Consider the following 17953-nt stretch of genomic DNA (forward strand, 5'->3'; position numbering starts at 1 on the left):
ATTGGACTTGAAAAAGAGTATGAAAGATAGTGTAATGAGCTGCGACTTATGATATAATATAACAAAGAGGTGATAAGTATGGATATAGAAATAAAAACTTTACCTATGCACTTGCAAGTATCGATTAATGGCTTTTTAAAAGCTAAAGAAGATAAAGATGATATATTAGAAGCAATGTATTGGGGAGAAATTTATGGGTCAATAAATTCTGCAGAAGTGGATAGAGAAATATCCAGCGAATTTGCTTGGGAGTTAAGAAGAAAATACTTAGGAATGGTGAAAGAACAATGATTGACTTTAGTAACTGTGATATAGATTTGTCGGTAAACTATAACGGAGCTAATGGCAAAAAGGCTTGTATCATTTATAATAATGAAAGATATATGATAAAAACGGCAGGATTAGCCAAAGATAATCCTAATATAAGATATTCAAATAGTTGTATAAGTGAATATCTTAGCTGCAACATAATTAATAAGCTTGGATATGAAGTTCAAAAAACTATATTGGGCGAATTTAATGACAAAATAGTCGTAGCTTGTAAAGACTTTAGAGAAAACGGTAAATATACATTCTATGATTTTGCTTCCTTAAAAAATAATATTGTGTTTAGTTCAACAAACGGAACAGATGCAGAGTTATCAGAAGTTCTAACAACTATTGAAGAACAAAACTTAATAGAAGTAGAAAAACTTAAAACATTTTTCTGGGATCAGTTTATCATAGATGCTTTTCTCGGAAACTTTGATAGGCATAACGGTAACTGGGGCTATCTCTATAATAATGAAACAGGACTGTGCAAATCAGCGCCTATATTTGATTGCGGTTCTTGTTTATATCCACAATTAGCAGAAGATCAAATGAAGATTGTATTAGAAGATGAAAAACAGATAGACGAAAGAGTATATGTCTTTCCTAACTCTGCATTAAAAATAGGCGGAGCTAAATTAAACTATTATAATTATTTAAAAAATACAGACAATGTAGATTGTCATAATGCTTTAAAAAAGTTTGTAGAAAGATATGACAAAGATAAGATATTGCAAGTGATTAATGATGCACCTATAATATCTGATATTCACAAAGAGTTTATATATACAATGCTGAATAATAGGCTAGAAAAGATAATTGTGTATTCCTTAGAAAATAATATTAATATCAGTAAGGATAAAGGTAGCTTATCAATACTAAAACAAATAGAATGGTATAAGAAAGATGTAAATGTTGCCAAGAATGTCAAAAAACATAATAATGACTTAGAATTATAGAGTGAGTTTTATACTCACTCTATTTTAATGCATATTTTAAGCGTAGCACGGCTTTCAAAAGCTTGTCCATATACTTAATAGGCTTAAGATATAAAATCGAGCTATGAGCCTATTAAGTAGCTTAAAATTGAAATGAGTAAAATGGAGGTATAAAATGAATAAATTAGAGAGAATTCTTGATAAAATTGAGAAAGAAAACAAGAAAAAAGAAGATTCGGCTGAAAAAATTAAAGAACTTAAATTACAAGCTAAAGAATTTGAAAGATTAAGCTAAATGTGCTATAATATATTCACAATTAACAGAGGATTGGGGGTTAATGTTTATCCTTTAGCTTAACCGGGAGCGTCGGAAATACCTGAGATAGCGAAAAACATTACAGTTTAGATTTATCTGTAGACCGTAGCGTGGGAGATGGAGGTATCTTCGGAAACACGTTAAAAATCATATAGAGGAGCTATAATTATTTATAGTTCCTTTTTTATTTTGCTTAATAAGAAAATAACAAAAGGCTCGACAAATAATAATGATATATTGTACAATAGCACTAAAGTAAAAGGAAGAGATATAGGAGGTATAGAAAATGGACTTCGAGGAGAGTTTGAAAAGGTACGAGGAGATGGGTATAGAGAGTCCGTTCGATCAGTGCGAGGACACAGAGGAGATAGCTTACAAGATGAACGAGATAGCGGAGGACGAGCTACTAGTGGACGAGGAATTCCAAAAGAATCATGGAGTGAGTTGGGCGATAATGAGGCTGGATTATCTATCGATAGAACACACGGAAGAGAATTGGATGAAGCTTCAAGAACTATATTGGGACAAGACCTTGATAGACCACTTGAAAGAGACGCAAGTGAGAGCCGAGAACTTCATCAAGATGGAAGAACCGAGAATGATGAAAGCGTGGAAGATAGAGAGCGAGGACAGTCCACAATATCCAGTGATGATGTCAGCATTGAGAGAGATATTAATCAAGGAGATAATAGAAGCTTAAAAGAAAATCAAGATTTGGAAAAAGAAGCTAAAAAGGCTTCTTTTTTTGTTGATCCAAACTTAAAGAACTTTCAAATTACAAATGAAATTCTAGTTGAAAAACTAACTCCATCAGAAAGGCTTAAGAATAATATAGAGGCTATATCGACATTAAAGAGAATAAAATACTATCTGTGATATAGCAATTATCAAGAAGTGTAAAAAATACATTTCTTGATGTGTACATCATATATTTACAGAAGTTTACAAATTAAGTTTAAGGATAATGATAAGTGTATAGAAAATATAAATATAAATGTGATATAATTAAATAAATATATTTAGAATAGTACTATAAAAAATCAATTTTAAATTATAGTTTGATTTATTTGTGGGTTGACCACAATAACCCCCCCTGCTATGCTCGGAGAATCATTAGCTTTAGCTTCAAGAAAAAACCCCTTTCATGATATAAAAAATAGTCTACCAAACTACAATAAATATCAGAAAGGAGTTAATCCAATTGGATAAGAACATTTTATCACATACAACTTGGGATTGTAAATACCATATCGTATTTGCACCCAAATATAGAAGACAAATAATATACGGAAGAATAAAAGAAGATATAGGAGACCTTATGTCAAGAAAAGGAATAGAAATAATAGAGGCAGAATTATGTCCAGACCACATTCATATGTTAGTAAAAATACTACCAAAGTTTAGTGTTTCAGAAATAATGGGATATTAAAAGGGAAAAGTAGCTTGATGATATTCGATAGACATGTGAGTCTGAAGTATGTAGATACAGCAGGAAAAAATGCTAAAAAGATACAAGAGTATATACGCAATCAACTTAAAGAAGATTTTACAAAAGATTAAATAAGTCTTAAAGAATATATAGATCCATTCACTGGAGAAAAGACAAATAAGTAAAAAGAAGTAAAGAGGCACTTTAGCGTCAGTTGAGAAAGTAGTGCAAGTGGTAGACTTTCAACGTGCACAAGGTGCACAGCAGGTAAAAGCCCCTTGCAGGGGCAGAGCAAACCACCGGCTACGCCAGTGGTTATGATTTTATACAAATGACGTATGTTTGCGTAAAAGGAAGTTTGTGGTGAAAAAAGTGAATAAATATGATATAATGATAAAAACGAAATCAGATGCATGAGGAGGACAATTGTGTCAAAAATAAGTTATAAAAAGCTATTTAAAAAAGTGATAGATTTAGACATGAAAAACTCTGAGCTAATGGAAAAAGCGGAAGTCAGTCGAAGTACTTTTTATAAAATGAAGAATAGTGAGAATATCACTACTGATGTGATTGTCAGAATATGTGATAGTTTGAACTGTGGTATAAATGAAATCATGGAGTTGGTGAATAATGAAAATAATTGATTATGTAATAGAATCTATAAAGTAAAGGGGTAAAAAATGAAATTTGAAAAATACATTAAGATAGATGATTTATCTAGACAATTTGCTTTGACAAATGAACAATTGCTGGAGTATTTATTTTTAAATGATATTGAAATATTTAATGAAAACGATGATATAGATTTATCGGATAAAAAAATAAAAGAACTTCTTGAAAGACTTAATGCTACAAAGAAAAAAAATCACAACAACAAATCTGGACTTAAATATATAAAAATAGAAGGGTTATTTGGAAAATATGACTATAGTCTTGATTTTAGAAATGATATAGCAATATGGATTTCTGAAAATGGAGTTGGTAAAACAACAATATTAACTATAATAGTTGCTATTTTAACAGGAGATGCAAGAACCTTATATGATATTAATTTTAAAAAAATTTCAGTTAACATATCAAATAAGAATTATATTATTGATAAACAAAAGCCCACTTCATCATTCAAAGATAAAGATAACATTGAATATATAAATCGACATATGATGTATCTATTAGAGGATTTGGAGAGATATCTTCCTAGAAATTTTTCTCTAAAAATTAGAAATGAAATAATACATAAGGGGTATATTGACCCATCTATGTTGGATGAAATAATCTATAGGCTGCCATATGATGAAAGATTTAATAATGATAGGTTAGAACAAATCATACATAAGATTAAGGATTTACAATATAGTGATTTGTATGATGAGATTTATAGAATTAAAGATAGATTAAGGGAAGAAATTGTTTTTTATCCTACATATAGGCGAGTAGAAGTTGGCTTTGAAAGAGTATTTTCTACTAATCCAAAAAAATATGTAAACAGAGAGTTAACTACTAAATACATGGGATTTGGTATGAGTGATGTGAAAAATAGGATAGGAAATCTGTTGGAGAAATTTCGTAAAGATGCGAATGCAGCATATATAGAGATGAATGCAAATATTATTAGTGAATTGTTAGCAGATCGCATAGGCAATTATATAGATGATTTTGGCAATATTGATATGCACAAAGTAGATGTAGTTATTAAAAGGATAGGTGAGGATAGGATAGACAATATTGATAAGCTCAGACCATTTTTAACATCTAAAGAATTTAATGAAAATAATTCTAACATAGAATTTTTAATTTATTATTTACAAAAGCTAGTGAATATATATAATTCACAGGAGGCTATTGATAAAAAATTAAGTAAATTTGCTCAAGTTTGTTCTAAATATCTTTCTGGGAAAAAAATAGAGTATGATGAAACAATGCTGACTATGAATGTGTTTGATAATGACGGATTAAAAATTGATTTTGAAGATCTTTCATCCGGAGAAAAGCAAATAGTTTCTATATTTTCTAAGGTTTATTTAGATGTTACATCTCCATGTATTTTTATAATTGATGAACCGGAAATTTCATTATCTATAGAATGGCAAAAAGAATTTTTAAGAGATATATACGACTCAGAAAAAGTGGCATTGCTTATAGCGACAACACATTCTCCGTTTATATTTAAAAACGAATATGTAGATTACGTTAAAGAATTAGAAATGTATAAGGAGAAAAGAGATGTCGCGAAAAGATAAAATGAGTGAGGAGGCAGAATGTGTAGAAGCTATTTTTCTGAGCTACATACAGACTAAGTCATCACAAAAAATATTTTTATTTTTTGAGGGGATAGATGATTTTAAGTATTATTGTCCAAGAATATCTTTTGTATGTAACAAAAAATACAAAAAGTATGATTGTAACTGTAAAAAAAATGTACTCAGAATACATAGTATGATCATTAATCAAGCTGTCACAGATAATGAAATTATAACAATGTTTTTTGTTGATAAGGATTTTGATGATAATTCAAATATTGATAATGATATTTATATTACTCCAACTTACTCAATCGAAAATTTATATTTTACTGATTTGGCAATCGAAAATATGATACGAGCAGAAATGGGTTTATCAGAGCATTCTAAAGATGACGAGAATGATTTCAAAGCTGCATACAATTATGTGATAAATTTTAGAGACAATATAATTAAGGATATTCTTTATGGAAATGCTTGTTATTCATTACAAATAAAAAAATCGCACGAAATGGGTGGTGCCAAGCCAAACTTATCAGCAATAAAGAGATATGATGATATAGCAAATATTTCGAAATTTGAAGATATTAGGGAAAAAATCAAAAATTATATTGAGTTATCAGATGATGAGATTGAAGAAGAATATGAAAGATTAAAATCAGATGCTATAAGATATATACGTGGGAAATATATGTTAGAAAAAATGCCAAAATGTATACAAAAAATAGAGGAAGAGTCTAACAAAGGAGCAAATCATGAAGGGCATTGGTTTTCTAAAAAAAGGCGTATGCGTTTAAATACATCAGAATCAACATTAATTTCAGATTTATCAAATTATGCAGAAACTCCCAGATGTCTAATTAATTATATAAAGGAAAGATGCTCTGTTATATAGAGGAGATGGAAGCTATCTCTCCATCTCCTTACCCATATAAATTCCGTAATTTTATCGTATCTTATAAAGCTCGTCCATAGTGGATTTTGAGGAAGAATACTCTTGCATATGATGTGTACCCAGAAAACTGGACACATTAATATTTAGTTTACATTCATGGATGCTAACCTATACAAAGTAGGTGGCATCCATTTTGTTTTCTTTTGAATTCTTTCGTTATTATAGTAGTATATATATTCATCAATTGCTTTTGAAAACTCTTCAAATGTTTTAAAGTCTCTCTCACATCCATAATACATCTCGGTTTTTAGTCTGCCAAAGAATGTTTCCATGATGCAGTTATCGTAGCAGTTTCCTTTTCTTGACATTGACTGCATTATTTGATGTTTTTCTAGTTCTTTGATGTAGTAGCTGTTTTGATATTGCCAGCCTTGGTCTGAGTGCATGATTAAGCCTTCTACGCATGGAAATTTTTCAAATGCTCTGTTAAGCATTCTCGATACTTGTTCTAGGTTTGGGTGTAATGATAAGTCGTATGAGATGATTTCGTTTGTATACATATCTAATATTGGTGAGAGATAGCATTTACCCCACGAGAAGTTAAATTGAGATACATCTGTAGTCCACTTAGCACATGGCTTTGTTGCTGTGAAGTCTTTGTTTATGATGTTACCAGCAACTTTACCAACGTTACCCATATATGAATGATACTTTTCTTTTGGTCTCTTACCTAAAAGATGCATCTTGTGCATAAGTCTTTGAACTCTTTTGTGGTTTACTATATATCCTTTACTTAGAAGTGCTTGATGCACTCTTCTTACTCCGTATCTACCTTTGTTTGAAGTAAATATTTCTTCTATCTTTTCTTTGATTTCTTTGTTTCTTAGATCAACTTTATCAGCTTTACTTAATTCGTAGTAGTATGTAGATTTAGGCATGTTCATAGCTTTTAAAAAATCTTTTAGTGTGTGGTCTTCACTTCTTAGTTCTCTGATGACTGCTGCTTTTTCGCCTTGAGATATGCAGCATATTTTTCCTTTCTCAAGGCGTCTAATTTTTTTTCGACTGCTCGTTCTGTTTTTAAATATCTAACTTCTTCTCTTAAACGAATAAGTTCTTCTCGTTCGGATTCGTTAAGTGGCTTTGGCTCTATATTAGTGTTTTCATCCTTATCATTCATTTTAGATGGTCTTCCTCTCTTCTTAATTTCAAGAGAATTATACCCAAAATTTTTTATATTTATTAACCCAATTGTAAAGTTGACCACTTGAAATGCCAGCCTCTATAGCTACAGACTTATATGAATTTCCTACTAATACTTTTGATATCCATTTAAATTTTTCTTCTGCAGTCCACTTTTTATCCTGCTCTTTGTGTTTTAGTATCTCTTCTCCATGAAAGTCTACAAGTCTGACCCAATACCTAATTTTTTTCCTGAAAGCTTCTTGTGTAACTCCTTCTGGTGGTTCCATCCACTTTCCTTGTTTGTATAGTTCTACGCATTCTTTTTTGAATTCATAACTATATCGCATAAAAATACCCTCCTTACTGGTTTGTCCAGTAAAGAGGGTACATATCACATAAGGGTGTTCTTTTTTTCTTGTAATTTATCAAGCTCAGCTAAAATATCCTTTGAATTTGGGAGCTTGGAATAGGATTTTTTAAGCTCTGAGAGAGCATTTTCATATAGGGTAATCTGAGCTTTGTACTCTTCAAAAAATGCCTTGTCAGACGGATTAGCAGTATATTCCTTGTAGCACGCTCTGTATTTTTTAACGGTATGAACTTGCTCCATAGTGGTGGAAAGCTTCTGCATTTCCTTATCAATAGCTTTGATTTTCTCTTGTATATTTTGCCTTTCATCGGCTGCTTTTTGAATATACTCGTCAAGCTGTTTAACGGATTTAATGCCATATTCTCTGATATAAATAACAGACTCAGCCATTGTATTAAGGTTATGTTTGGTTGCCCAATATTCGTAGCCTTTGCTTTCTTTTACTTTAACATTTGTGTTTATGTCAATAACATTGCCGATGCGTTTTTTGACGGCAGGAGTCTTGATAAACTCTCTTTCTGCAATTCGTTCTTTTAATCTTTCTTCGGTATAATCTTCTCCGATTGTTTTAGTCCTTGTAAATCTCGCCTTATCTTTTGGCTTAAAAGCAATGTGCTTACCGTATTTGATTTCATAGCCAAGATCAGCCATCTTCTTTAAAAATTCGTCCCAGTCCTTTGACTGTTTTATCATTCTGTCAATGTCAAATTGAAGCCTGCTTTTCCAAGAAGTTCCATGTTTTGCCTGTTCGTTTTCATACCAAGATTTACCTTTAATCTTATATTTTTTCTTATAGCTTTCGTAGAACTCGTCAATGACAGATAGGCTATTTTCTTTGCAGAGTTTATCACTCTGATAACGGATTTGGTGGTAGCTTTTCTTGTTAGACTGGTAGCACCTACCTGTTACCAAATTTACATTATTGAAGATGATGTGATTGTGGATATGCCCCTTATCTACGTGAGTAGATAAGACAAATTCGTACTCATCTTTGAGTATCTTTTTACACAGCTCCATACCAATCTGGTGAGCCAATTCAGGACTTGTTTCTCCCGGTAAAAATGATTGAATGAGATGTCTTGCAAGAACGGTTCCTTTTGTTCCTGCGTCATTTCGTGTCCTTAAAAACTGAGTATGAGCAGTTGATTCGTGGCATTTATGAGTGCTTACTAAAAGCTGCTCGTCTGTTTTATCTCCATTTACAATGTAGTCGATAGCAAGATTAAGAGTCGATTTTATTGGGTGTATTTTTGTAATAGCCATTATTATTCACCTTCCGTTTCAGATGTTCTTTTCAGAAGTAGTGAATGAATTTGCCACAGCTCTTTTGAGAAATGTTCAATCTCTTTTTTTATATCACTGATGTCCTCTTTGTAGATTACGCCTGTCGAATTTACTCGCTTTGCAATCTGATTGATGTTGTTTGTTGCATTAGAAAGTAAGCCTTGTAAGTCTCTGAAAGGCTCTAAATCCACTTGATAAATTTCCTTTTCCAAAACGCATTTGCGGATGAAATGGCTCATGTTTCTACACTTCGCAAGTCTTTTTTTCTCTTCAAAAAGAGCCTTTTCTTCTTCAGTTAGTTTAATTTCAAGTCTTTCGTTTCTTGTTCTATTTGCCATAGTTGTTCCTCCTTTGAATGTATTTCGGGGTCTTAGGGTCTCCCTAACAAGCTAAAAATTGATAAAAAAAGAAGCAGATCCCCAAGGGCTGCTTCGTCAATTTTCCGTAAGTGTCCGTACACTTACTGTGCTTGCTACAAAAGAATTCAAGCATTAAGCATATATTAAAATCATTGGTAATTATATCATACTTAAGTATGATTTTCTACTAAATTCTTTACAAAACGATTATATGAGACTAATATATAACTATACAGAACGAGTGTCGGCCAATAGGTGGTGAGGTTTTGACAAAGAGAAATGTAGAAGATCCAGAAGAAAGAAAACAGGAGCTTATAAACATAGCATCCAGACTTTTTGAAAGGTATGGGCATGAGAAAGTTCCTGTTAGAGATATTCTTGCAGAAGTTAACGGGTCGCCAGGAATGTTTTATTATTATTTCAAATCTAAAGAGGATATATTTTTAGCTTGTATGGAGTGCCATTTTTCAGAAAATCTGAAAATAAAATTTGATATATTAAGAAATAAGGAAATAGATTACGAAGAAAGAATAAAAATTTTAAGAGAACTTATAGTAAAAGATATCGGTCAGTTTACGACAAGATATAATTTTTCAAAAGAGAATTTAATTACAGATAACTCTTACAGGCTATGGGAATTGCTTTATTACATTGGAAAATTTATAGATGTATATTCAGAGTTTATCTGAAGGTTATGAATGGATTACAAGGAAATATACGCTTCACAAATTGATCTTTTGTGGGAACTTAAAAAGCAATATAAAGCAGAAATAGGAGAGGATATACCGAATGATATATCCAAGAAACGTCTGAAAGTTGCAATCAGCAAAGGGGAAATATTATTTTTCGGAGCATGGGAAGGTGATGCATTGGTAGCCTGCTGTTCAATAACAGTTGGTTTTTCAACTTTTGACTATATGCCAAGTGGAACATTTGAAGATTTTTTCATATGTCCTGGAGGACAACCCGCTGGAAGATTTCTTGCAGACCGCCGAGGAAACTGCCAGTCCAGACAGCGACCCGGAGCAAGCGGCTTTGGCGTTTATCTGTAAGCGGCTCAAATTGAACTTGAAGAAACTGTCCGAGGAAGAAAAGAAGTGGCTGAAAAAGATTGCACAGAAATCGGACTTGTTGAAAAATCCAAACCCGCAGCGGGGACGAAGTAAGAAAATATAAAATCGGATTTTGTAGGAGGTATATTATGCCATTGGAAAAAGTTTATGATTATTTCCATAATTATGATAAGCAGACTTATCAGGTTGTAGCTTGTATGGGAAGTGAGCCATCGGAGTAGGATATAAAGGATTTTGAAAATCAGTATGGGATAAATCTTCCTGCTGATTTTAGAGAGTTCACTATGTCTCCATTAGGTGGGCTTTATATAGAGGTTCGAGAAGAAAAATGGCCACAAGCGAAACAATATGACATAGGCCCATTTTGGTCGTTCTGTCGAGGAATTATAGTCTATGGAATTGCCAATGGAATACCCGATTTTTTGGATATTCGTGAAAAAACGAAAGAGCTACACGATGAAGGTTTTACTGATTTTATCCCATTCTTGTCCATTATAGGGAATGGTGATGAAATATTTTGTTTTGACAAGAATAATAACATAGTCCTTCTTGACTACTACACAACAGGAGACGCTACACCGATTGAGGGGACTTTTTCAGATTGCTTGATGAACCAAATTGCGGAGTTAGAAGAACGGAAAAACAAGAAAATCCGGGAAGAGGATAAAATCAACTAATTCTGATTTGAGGGGAGAATTGTGACTATGATAGAGTTGAATACATTCAAAAAAATATTGGAAGAAAATAGAGAACGCTTGCCATTACTAACGCTTGATGAATTTTTCGATGGAAACACAGAGGAGGATTCCATTGCTCCGAACCAATGGGAATTTGGCCGTCCAACGCTTTCTGAAATACAAAATATGCTACAAAAGATTGAGTTAATGCCTGACATAGCATGGGTGCGTATTGCTCTCCACGATGATACAGAAATCGTAGAAAACAATGGGAAAGAAGAATTAGTTCTTGCAGGAGATACAATCGTGATTTGCACAACCATTTTGCCTGCGGAATTAGAAAAATTAGTAAATTGCGAATGGCTATGCTCTGATGGAGTAATTACAATAGAGGCATTTGAATTAAATACTTATTCGTGCGTACCACCAATTCCAGATAACTTCGATTGTTTGGAAATCGTGTGGGACTAATCTAAAACTTTCAGTTTCTGTGGTGGATAATCAAGAGGAAGAAAGAAAAAGTGTGTATTTCCAATGCAGAAAATATTTAAAAAGTATGCTGATTTTTATTGTGGTGGATATATGGACCTGTTATATATGGGTATGAAGAAAGCGACAAATTAGAATTTGTGAGGTTGGTATGAGCAAGGAATTAATAAGAAATAGGGGAAGCAATATTGCCCTAAGTTTACATGATAGCCGTATTATAAATATTGAATATCAAGAGGCTTTATTGAGATTAAAGTTAGACAAGATATTCCAATACACAGAAGAACGGGAAATTATTTATACTGGCGAAATTGATTTTACAGAAATTGATATTGACGATTGCAACATATTAATTTTTGATAAAACAGTTTATGAAGGTGATTTTTCAGGAAAAGCTATAAGTTTAACTGAGTATGTAGAACAGTACTCAAACGCTGAATTTGAAATTCTAACTGAAGGGTATAACGGATATTGTACGATATATTCCGGATGGATTTGGCAAGAAGGCAAAGAGCCTGTCAGTGGAATAATCAACATATATAATATAGGAGAAATAATTTATAGAATTGATTCATAAATTAGAAGTTGTAGAGGTAATTTGAATGAAAAATGCTGTTATATATGTTCACGGCAAAGGTGGTAATGCAGAAGAAGCCGATCACTATAAACAATTTTTTGATGATAGCTTTGAAATCATTGGATTTGATTACAAATCATTAAACCCGTGGGATGCTAAAATTGAGTTTAGAAATTATTTCCACTCCATTATTTCTAAATATAATAAAATTTATTTAATTGCCAACAGCATAGGAGCATACTTTTCACTAATATTTTTATTCGATATGCCTATCGAAAAAGCAATGTTAATTTCGCCTATTGTTGATATGGAAAGCATAATTTTGAATATGATGAAATGTGAGAATGTAACGGAAGATGAACTTATGTTAGAGAAAGAAATAGAAACCTCTTTTGGAGAATCTTTATCTTAAGAATATTTGAGTTATGTTAGAAAGAATACTATACATTGGGATATACCAACAAATATTCTCTTTGCTGATGGGCAATCAAGGCGGGAAAGCCCTAAAACGGCTTCCCGCTCATTTCAATTTTGAGAAATGCTTATGAATATTTATATACAGGTCAAACACAAGGGATAGATGTAGAAATGAAATCTAATATTACAGGATTTATTACTATTCCGGATAATGAATTAAATCCAATAAATTCTCCAAACGGAAAAGTAACTTTCGTAGAATTTATTGGAGCAACAGATTCAGAACTTATTGCTTAAAAAAACAAAGAGTTAGATGTTAAAAGTTTATATGAAAAAATTGGATCGGATATAACCAATTATAGTAGAAAATCGGTTATCTAAATCCCAAGTTGTTGAACTGGAATAATGAAATGTAAAAAATGATAGAAAAAGATGATACTACAATAAGAGACTTTCAAGTGGAAGATATTTTAGATAAATTTTATGTAGCGGTGGAGGTGGAAGTTTTGAATAGCGATAGCATAGGAAAATTTTGTGGAAGCGTTCTGCTAAAAAAAGACTTTATTTTAAATAAAACTATTTATTCTTCAGAATATGAATATGAAAACGAAGATTTTAAGATAAGTATTAGTGAAGAAGATTTTACAGATGAAGAACTCAAGTTTTCTACTAAATTAGTTAGTACATATTCTAAAAACTTAATCAAAATAGCAAAAGCTTGTAAAGAGTCGGAGACTTTTAAATATTGTTATCCGGAAGAAAATATAGAGAGTATTATTCATAAATTAGGTAAACCGATATTTCAAAGAAGAGGGATAACAACCCTTTTAACATACGCAGAGCACACACTTGATGCAGATCATTTGTTGGATATTGAGTTTGAAGGTTTATATGATGATATTTTTGATATAGGAATTGATGGGTAAAATATTCCCAAAAAGAAAAATGTGAATTGACCGAGCTCTTTGAGTGAGGGCTGCATTGACCTTTAGGTCAATAAGATGGGAAGAAATGAGAAAAGATAAATCATAAATTTGTAGAGTGGAAGATATTTTAGATAAATTTTATGTAGCGGTGGAGGTGGAAGTTTTGAATAGCGATAGCATAGGAAAATTTTGTGGAAGCGTTCTGCTTTCAGAGGATTGTTGGGATAAGAATAAACTGATAAAAGATCTTAGAGATGAGTGGAACATTGAAATTCCAAGTGAAGATTTAACAGATGAAGCTGACGATACAATTGTTACAGATATCAATGGATATCGGGTGGTTATCAGTAAATTCCAGGCTCCCGTGCCAAACGAAGAGGCGGAAATCAATGCTTCCAATAATTATATGTGGAGGGAAGCGGTAGAGGTTACCAAAAGCCATAAGGCACATATTGTCGTTGCTGTTTTAGGTGATGGAGAAGATATAAAAGAAAGAGGACTTATTTATACTGAGATTGTGTCAGCTTGCAGCATGCAGGAAAATGCCATAGGCGTATTTACAAGCGGAGTGGTCTTTGAACCAAATTATTATATCGACTCCGCTCAAATGATTAAAGAACAGGCATTGCCTATTTTTAACTGGATATGGTTCGGTCTTTATCAAACTGACAAGGGAATATCCGCATACACTTATGGAATGGACGTGTTTGGAAAGTATGAACTTGAGATAATAGATGCAGATGAAATTCCGGGGAAGCTAATGGAGTTTATATCTTCAATCGTATCATACATACTCCTTACGGATGCAGACCTACAGGATGGTGAGACCATAGGGCTTTCAAAAAAAGACAAGCATAAAATCACATTAAGCAGAGGCATTGCTCTTCCGGAGCAAGACACATTGAAAATTACCTATGAAGCAGAAACAAAGAAATCTTGGTGGAGGAAATAGAGAAACAATATGGACGGAGTATTTGAATTTTTAAAAGCACATTATCAATATGTGTTGATAGCAGGCGGACTATTATTTTTAATAGGTGCGATAAGAGACTGGAAATGGGTGTATCAAGCAACAGGAGGGGACAAGGCACGCCATGCCTTTATCTTTGAAGTGTGGGGCGAGAAAGGTTACAGAGTTTTCATAGGTATATGTGGGCTTATACTTGCGATTTGCGGTGTTGTGCTTTTAATGTTAGATAAAAGATAAATGAGTGAAAGGCAATAATAAAGAAATGGAACCCAGAAAATTATGTGAAGAAGCATGGCAAGAAATAGCAAGTAAATTCCCTGATTTTAAGGTGCTTGCTAAAGGCCAAAAATTAAAGAGAGTTGCTAAAAATAAAGATATTATTTTTGAAATATACTTTCAGGCAAGCAGGTACAATTGCGAATATAGCGTAAAATTTATTCCGCATATTGGTATTTACTCCAAATCCATAAAAAAGGTTGGTATCAATCATGGACTTATATATGGCGGGGATTTAGGCTCGTTAAGTTCAGGAAAACCGCATGAGTGGTGGCAACTTGCAGGTGCAAGCTATAAATGTACTGTGGAAGAAGTAAGCAAGCTTATTAAAATACATATTATTCCAATTTTTGATTATTTTGAGAACACTCAAGCCAATATTGATAGAATTTTAGAAGGAAGTTGTACATCAGCTAGTTTGTTATACTATATGTACTATTTTGCTGGGAAAAATAAAGCACAGCAGTATTTCAATAAATTTCTCAAGGAAAATAAAATGAAAAGTAGGTATATCAGCTTTTATGAATCATTAAAAAGTATACCTACAGAAAATATTAGTTTGAGTTATTCCGAATTTTCTGGAGCAATTATGATTAAATTCGCATATCTGAATGGTATTGAAATAGAAAAATAAAATTTATTAATGGGAAAAGGATAAAAACGATGGAAAAAGTATAATAACAAAACATACAACTTTCATCTTACAAATGAAATTATAGATGGATTTTTCGGAAAAGAAAATAGATTAAAAATGAGATAATAAGGAGTAATTATGAAATATCAAAAAGAAAACAGGAAAGAATTTTTTGCGTATATAGACAAGCTTACAGACGAAGATAAGTATACGGAATGTATAGATGCATTGAAAAGTATTTCAATCGGAGAAAGAGATTATAAGGTATGTTATCAGCTTGCTCGTGCATATCAAAACTTCGCTGTTATCGGTGACGATGATAAAGGAACTCCTAATTTCATTGGTGATAAGATGTTGTTAAAATCCATAGACACTTTAAATTCAGTTAGAGCAGAGGGTAAAGACAAAGCAGAATGGAATATGCGTATGACATATGGGTATCAGTATTTAGCAGATGAGGAAGAAAAAGCTATTCCCTATGCAATGCGCTGGGCGGAGCTTGATCCTGAGGATGAGGATGCTTTGGCAGTCGTAAAAGAATGTAAAGAAGAAGCGGAAAAAAGAAAGCAAAGCGTAAATGCGGCTACTGAGAGGGTTATAACTCAAGAAACTGCCGAAATTGATGAAGATTGGGGCATTTATTTATGCAGAGCATTTGCCTGCGATTTGCCAGCTGTGATTAGGCTCAATTTAGCTCTTATGAACTTCGAGTCAACTTCTAACTACCCTAAAAGACTACGATTACAAATATTATATAAGAATGCTGATGACTACGGATTTCCTACAAGAGAAGAAGGGGAATATTTATATCCGGTAGAAGACGCCGTGTTAGAGATTATTGAAAAACATGGAGATATTTTGGCAGGCGTAGTGAAATGCGACGAGCGTGTACATATCTTTGCCTATGCTAAGAATGAGTCGGGTTATGCAGATGAAATATCTGAGATGATATCAGAAAACTTCCCTGATTATGTATACACATTGGCAGCAGTTGAAGATAAGGACTGGGAAATGTATTTTAAAGGACTTTATCCTGACAACTATGAATACCAAAGTATTATGAATATGAGGCTCATCGAGGCAATAAAAGATGATGGCGACAGCTTGGTACCAAGAATTCTTGAGCATTGTCTGTACTTTAAGACCGAAGAACAAAGAAAAGCATTTCTAACGAAAGTGATAGAAAAAGGGTTTCAAAAACTTGAATCGGAAAGTAATGATGACAGCGAAGCTTATGATACGGAATATCCATATCAACTTGTGGTCGGAAGAGAAGATGATTTTGAGAATATCGATGAAATTGTCTGGTATCTCATGGATTTGGCAGAAGAATATGACGGGGTCTATGATGGTTGGGGTTGTATTGCTGTGAAGTAGCTTAGGCATTTATAGTAAAGGGTAAAGTATGGAGTACGCAATAAATATATTAGAAAAAGAGAGAGAATTAGTTATAGTTTCCCTAAAAAATGAGGAAAAAGAACGCTTAACTAATCTAAAACAGTTGGATAAGGCGTTAGATTGGCTACGCTTGCTAAAAGAACAACAAATTGGCATGGTAAAAAGTATCAACTAGAGCGTATGCCTCCTATTGATGGGCGAGGCGGATTTTCTTCATATCGTATAGTTATTGATAATGAAACGGATGATATTAAGTTCTGGGAAGAATATAAGAAGGATGATGGTTCATCTGTATGGTTATATTCAGGAGATTATATTCTCAGAGAAAAATACTGATAAAATATTTGTTTGAATAAGGTGGAACGAATGAAGAATAAAAAACTTATAGATGAATATAAAAAAGCTCAGGAAAAAGAATTTGAAGATAGCTTGCCCATGGAGAGACCGCTATTTTATGAATTATTTGATTACCTCGATGATAAATCAGAAACAATAGAATGTAAGCACGATTTTTCTTTAACAAATGAGTTCCTGAAAGCTAAAAATATAGAAAGTGAAAAGGTAATAGAATTTTTGGAAGAAAATGGTGCCGGCTGCGATTGCGAAGTGATTTTTAATGTGGAGGAAAAGTTTGAAGAATAAAAAAGAAATAAATTTAGAAAATTTTTGGCATCAACATGAATATTTTACTGAAAACTATGTCGAAAAAACTTTGACAGACGAAATGGTTTCTACGACCGAAAGTAAGCTCGGATATAGGCTGCCGGAATCGTATATTGAACTGATGAAAATTCAAAATGGTGGGAAACCGATAAAAAACTATTGGATAAACGAATACGCCAAAGGAAATGAAGTAGAAGAAATTGGTATTACAGGTTTCTTTGGTATAGGAAGCAAAAAAAGCCATTCCATATTTGGGGAATATGGCAATGAATTCTGGTTTACAGAATGGGAATATCCACGGGATATAGGAATTATTATTGCAGATACAGAATCCGGTGGACATGATATGATTTATTTAGATTATAGAGACTGTGGCAACGAGGGGGAACCAAAAGTATCAGTATGCTTTCAAGAATATGATTATGAGATTCAAGTTCTTGCTAATAGCTTTGAGGAGTTTATTACTATGCTTGTATCTGAAGGAAAATTGTGTTCAAGGTAAGTCTTGAATCTAAAAAAACCGGTTTT

The 17953-nt window shown here is 32.7% G+C and carries 24 protein-coding genes and 4 pseudogenes; 23 read left to right on the forward strand and 5 right to left on the reverse strand.

All coding sequences use genetic code 11. The features are described from left to right. Positions 1 to 78 precede the first annotated feature (78 nt). From BN3004_RS04555 to BN3004_RS04585, 7 genes and pseudogenes are all read left to right on the forward strand, one after another. Positions 79 to 291, forward strand: coding sequence for a hypothetical protein (locus BN3004_RS04555; RefSeq protein WP_058260044.1), 213 nt, complete (start codon positions 79 to 81; stop codon positions 289 to 291). Beyond that, the gene (locus BN3004_RS04560; RefSeq protein WP_058260045.1) at positions 288 to 1268 is read left to right on the forward strand and encodes a HipA domain-containing protein; all 981 of its coding nucleotides are present in this window, start codon (positions 288 to 290) and stop codon (positions 1266 to 1268) included. The genes BN3004_RS04555 and BN3004_RS04560 overlap by 4 nt, the downstream gene beginning before the upstream one ends. A 643-nt stretch (positions 1269 to 1911) precedes the next feature. Then, on the forward strand, positions 1912 to 2439 hold the full coding sequence (locus BN3004_RS08370; protein WP_196792480.1) for a hypothetical protein: 528 nt from the start codon (positions 1912 to 1914) through the stop codon (positions 2437 to 2439). Positions 2440 to 2764: 325 nt separating this feature from the next. Continuing rightward, positions 2765 to 3123, forward strand: a pseudogene (gene tnpA, locus BN3004_RS04570) (IS200/IS605 family transposase). A gap of 297 nt (positions 3124 to 3420) precedes the next feature. Next, the gene (locus BN3004_RS04575) at positions 3421 to 3636 is read left to right on the forward strand and encodes a helix-turn-helix domain-containing protein (protein ID WP_058260047.1); all 216 of its coding nucleotides are present in this window, start codon (positions 3421 to 3423) and stop codon (positions 3634 to 3636) included. 36 nt (positions 3637 to 3672) lie between these two features. Next, positions 3673 to 5232, forward strand: coding sequence for an AAA family ATPase (locus tag BN3004_RS04580; protein ID WP_082244085.1), 1560 nt, complete (start codon positions 3673 to 3675; stop codon positions 5230 to 5232). Continuing rightward, entirely contained in the window at positions 5216 to 6127 is a 912-nt protein-coding gene (locus BN3004_RS04585) for a DUF4435 domain-containing protein (RefSeq protein WP_058260048.1), read from the forward strand. The genes BN3004_RS04580 and BN3004_RS04585 overlap by 17 nt, the downstream gene beginning before the upstream one ends. A gap of 143 nt (positions 6128 to 6270) precedes the next feature. Here the strand turns inward: BN3004_RS04585 and BN3004_RS04590 are convergent, their stop codons facing one another. The 5 genes and pseudogenes from BN3004_RS04590 to BN3004_RS04605 form a co-directional block, all read right to left on the reverse strand. Further along, positions 6271 to 7182, reverse strand: a complete 912-nt coding sequence (locus tag BN3004_RS04590) for an IS3 family transposase (RefSeq protein WP_349267122.1) — start codon at positions 7180 to 7182, stop codon at positions 6271 to 6273. After that, positions 7110 to 7307, reverse strand: coding sequence for a hypothetical protein (locus BN3004_RS08545; protein ID WP_242854191.1), 198 nt, complete (start codon positions 7305 to 7307; stop codon positions 7110 to 7112). The genes BN3004_RS04590 and BN3004_RS08545 overlap by 73 nt, the downstream gene beginning before the upstream one ends. 37 nt (positions 7308 to 7344) lie before the next feature. Further along, positions 7345 to 7659 (reverse strand): helix-turn-helix domain-containing protein, encoded by a 315-nt coding sequence (locus BN3004_RS08550; RefSeq protein WP_242854168.1) that lies wholly within the window; start codon positions 7657 to 7659, stop codon positions 7345 to 7347. A gap of 47 nt (positions 7660 to 7706) precedes the next feature. Continuing rightward, positions 7707 to 8945, reverse strand: a pseudogene (locus tag BN3004_RS04600) (relaxase/mobilization nuclease domain-containing protein); the annotation flags it as partial. A 2-nt stretch (positions 8946 to 8947) separates the two neighbouring features. After that, positions 8948 to 9310: pseudogene (locus tag BN3004_RS04605) on the reverse strand (plasmid mobilization protein); the annotation flags it as partial. 281 nt (positions 9311 to 9591) lie between these two features. On the opposite strand from BN3004_RS04605, the gene BN3004_RS04610 reads away from it, so the two are divergent. The 16 genes and pseudogenes from BN3004_RS04610 (at position 9592) to BN3004_RS04670 (ending at position 17927) form a co-directional block, all read left to right on the forward strand. Continuing rightward, positions 9592 to 10014 carry a TetR/AcrR family transcriptional regulator gene (locus BN3004_RS04610; RefSeq protein ID WP_058260051.1) on the forward strand — a complete coding sequence of 141 codons (423 nt, stop codon included), beginning with the start codon at positions 9592 to 9594 and terminating at the stop codon, positions 10012 to 10014. A 9-nt stretch (positions 10015 to 10023) separates the two neighbouring features. Continuing rightward, positions 10024 to 10377, forward strand: coding sequence for a hypothetical protein (locus BN3004_RS08440; RefSeq protein ID WP_196792508.1), 354 nt, complete (start codon positions 10024 to 10026; stop codon positions 10375 to 10377). After that, positions 10274 to 10501 (forward strand): annotated as a pseudogene (locus BN3004_RS08255) (helix-turn-helix domain-containing protein); the annotation flags it as partial. The gene BN3004_RS08440 and the pseudogene BN3004_RS08255, both read left to right, overlap by 104 nt. A 121-nt stretch (positions 10502 to 10622) precedes the next feature. Next, positions 10623 to 11075: an SMI1/KNR4 family protein gene (locus tag BN3004_RS04620; RefSeq protein WP_349267123.1), complete on the forward strand. Its 453-nt coding sequence runs from the start codon at positions 10623 to 10625 to the stop codon at positions 11073 to 11075. A gap of 27 nt (positions 11076 to 11102) precedes the next feature. After that, on the forward strand, positions 11103 to 11546 hold the full coding sequence (locus tag BN3004_RS04625) for a hypothetical protein (protein WP_058260052.1): 444 nt from the start codon (positions 11103 to 11105) through the stop codon (positions 11544 to 11546). Positions 11547 to 11715: 169 nt separating this feature from the next. Further along, the gene (locus BN3004_RS04630) at positions 11716 to 12141 is read left to right on the forward strand and encodes a hypothetical protein (protein WP_058260053.1); all 426 of its coding nucleotides are present in this window, start codon (positions 11716 to 11718) and stop codon (positions 12139 to 12141) included. A 25-nt stretch (positions 12142 to 12166) separates the two neighbouring features. Further along, positions 12167 to 12553: an alpha/beta hydrolase family protein gene (locus BN3004_RS08375; protein WP_058260054.1), complete on the forward strand. Its 387-nt coding sequence runs from the start codon at positions 12167 to 12169 to the stop codon at positions 12551 to 12553. A gap of 119 nt (positions 12554 to 12672) precedes the next feature. After that, positions 12673 to 12855 carry a suppressor of fused domain protein gene (locus BN3004_RS08445; RefSeq protein WP_196792481.1) on the forward strand — a complete coding sequence of 61 codons (183 nt, stop codon included), beginning with the start codon at positions 12673 to 12675 and terminating at the stop codon, positions 12853 to 12855. A 122-nt stretch (positions 12856 to 12977) separates the two neighbouring features. Then, positions 12978 to 13484 (forward strand): hypothetical protein, encoded by a 507-nt coding sequence (locus BN3004_RS04640; RefSeq protein ID WP_196792482.1) that lies wholly within the window; start codon positions 12978 to 12980, stop codon positions 13482 to 13484. 115 nt (positions 13485 to 13599) lie between these two features. Next, entirely contained in the window at positions 13600 to 14436 is an 837-nt protein-coding gene (locus tag BN3004_RS04645; RefSeq protein WP_058260055.1) for a DUF4261 domain-containing protein, read from the forward strand. Between the two features lie 9 nt (positions 14437 to 14445). Then, on the forward strand, positions 14446 to 14691 hold the full coding sequence (locus BN3004_RS04650) for an immunity 17 family protein (RefSeq protein WP_058260056.1): 246 nt from the start codon (positions 14446 to 14448) through the stop codon (positions 14689 to 14691). Positions 14692 to 14695: 4 nt separating this feature from the next. Beyond that, positions 14696 to 15364 carry a DUF4304 domain-containing protein gene (locus BN3004_RS04655; protein ID WP_242854193.1) on the forward strand — a complete coding sequence of 223 codons (669 nt, stop codon included), beginning with the start codon at positions 14696 to 14698 and terminating at the stop codon, positions 15362 to 15364. A 138-nt stretch (positions 15365 to 15502) separates the two neighbouring features. Continuing rightward, positions 15503 to 16741, forward strand: a complete 1239-nt coding sequence (locus tag BN3004_RS04660; protein ID WP_058260057.1) for a DUF695 domain-containing protein — start codon at positions 15503 to 15505, stop codon at positions 16739 to 16741. A 28-nt stretch (positions 16742 to 16769) separates the two neighbouring features. Next, entirely contained in the window at positions 16770 to 16937 is a 168-nt protein-coding gene (locus BN3004_RS08385; RefSeq protein WP_155995277.1) for a hypothetical protein, read from the forward strand. A 191-nt stretch (positions 16938 to 17128) separates the two neighbouring features. Then, the gene (locus BN3004_RS04665; protein ID WP_196792483.1) at positions 17129 to 17404 is read left to right on the forward strand and encodes a DUF2695 domain-containing protein; all 276 of its coding nucleotides are present in this window, start codon (positions 17129 to 17131) and stop codon (positions 17402 to 17404) included. Continuing rightward, the gene (locus tag BN3004_RS04670; protein WP_242854194.1) at positions 17394 to 17927 is read left to right on the forward strand and encodes an SMI1/KNR4 family protein; all 534 of its coding nucleotides are present in this window, start codon (positions 17394 to 17396) and stop codon (positions 17925 to 17927) included. Before BN3004_RS04665 ends, BN3004_RS04670 begins: the two co-directional genes overlap by 11 nt. Positions 17928 to 17953: the final 26 nt, after the last annotated feature.

The organism is Fenollaria timonensis, assembly GCF_001457835.1.
In the GTDB taxonomy this organism is placed as follows: Bacteria; Bacillota; Clostridia; order Tissierellales; family Peptoniphilaceae; genus Fenollaria; species Fenollaria timonensis.

What these genes read in the sequence shown, in the direction of transcription:
- BN3004_RS04555 (WP_058260044.1), top strand. Translation starts at nt 79, where the DNA reads ATGGATATAGAAATAAAAACTTTACCTATGCACTTGCAAGTATCGATT.
- BN3004_RS04560 (WP_058260045.1), top strand. Translation starts at nt 288, where the DNA reads ATGATTGACTTTAGTAACTGTGATATAGATTTGTCGGTAAACTATAAC.
- BN3004_RS04580 (WP_082244085.1), top strand. Translation starts at nt 3,673, where the DNA reads ATGAAATTTGAAAAATACATTAAGATAGATGATTTATCTAGACAATTT.
- BN3004_RS04585 (WP_058260048.1), top strand. Translation starts at nt 5,216, where the DNA reads ATGTCGCGAAAAGATAAAATGAGTGAGGAGGCAGAATGTGTAGAAGCT.
- BN3004_RS08545 (WP_242854191.1), bottom strand. Translation starts at nt 7,307, where the DNA reads ATGAATGATAAGGATGAAAACACTAATATAGAGCCAAAGCCACTTAAC.
- BN3004_RS08550 (WP_242854168.1), bottom strand. Translation starts at nt 7,659, where the DNA reads ATGCGATATAGTTATGAATTCAAAAAAGAATGCGTAGAACTATACAAA.
- BN3004_RS08440 (WP_196792508.1), top strand. Translation starts at nt 10,024, where the DNA reads ATGGATTACAAGGAAATATACGCTTCACAAATTGATCTTTTGTGGGAA.
- BN3004_RS04625 (WP_058260052.1), top strand. Translation starts at nt 11,103, where the DNA reads ATGATAGAGTTGAATACATTCAAAAAAATATTGGAAGAAAATAGAGAA.
- BN3004_RS04630 (WP_058260053.1), top strand. Translation starts at nt 11,716, where the DNA reads ATGAGCAAGGAATTAATAAGAAATAGGGGAAGCAATATTGCCCTAAGT.
- BN3004_RS08375 (WP_058260054.1), top strand. Translation starts at nt 12,167, where the DNA reads ATGAAAAATGCTGTTATATATGTTCACGGCAAAGGTGGTAATGCAGAA.
- BN3004_RS04640 (WP_196792482.1), top strand. Translation starts at nt 12,978, where the DNA reads ATGATAGAAAAAGATGATACTACAATAAGAGACTTTCAAGTGGAAGAT.
- BN3004_RS04650 (WP_058260056.1), top strand. Translation starts at nt 14,446, where the DNA reads ATGGACGGAGTATTTGAATTTTTAAAAGCACATTATCAATATGTGTTG.
- BN3004_RS04660 (WP_058260057.1), top strand. Translation starts at nt 15,503, where the DNA reads ATGAAATATCAAAAAGAAAACAGGAAAGAATTTTTTGCGTATATAGAC.
- BN3004_RS08385 (WP_155995277.1), top strand. Translation starts at nt 16,770, where the DNA reads ATGGAGTACGCAATAAATATATTAGAAAAAGAGAGAGAATTAGTTATA.
- BN3004_RS04665 (WP_196792483.1), top strand. Translation starts at nt 17,129, where the DNA reads ATGAAGAATAAAAAACTTATAGATGAATATAAAAAAGCTCAGGAAAAA.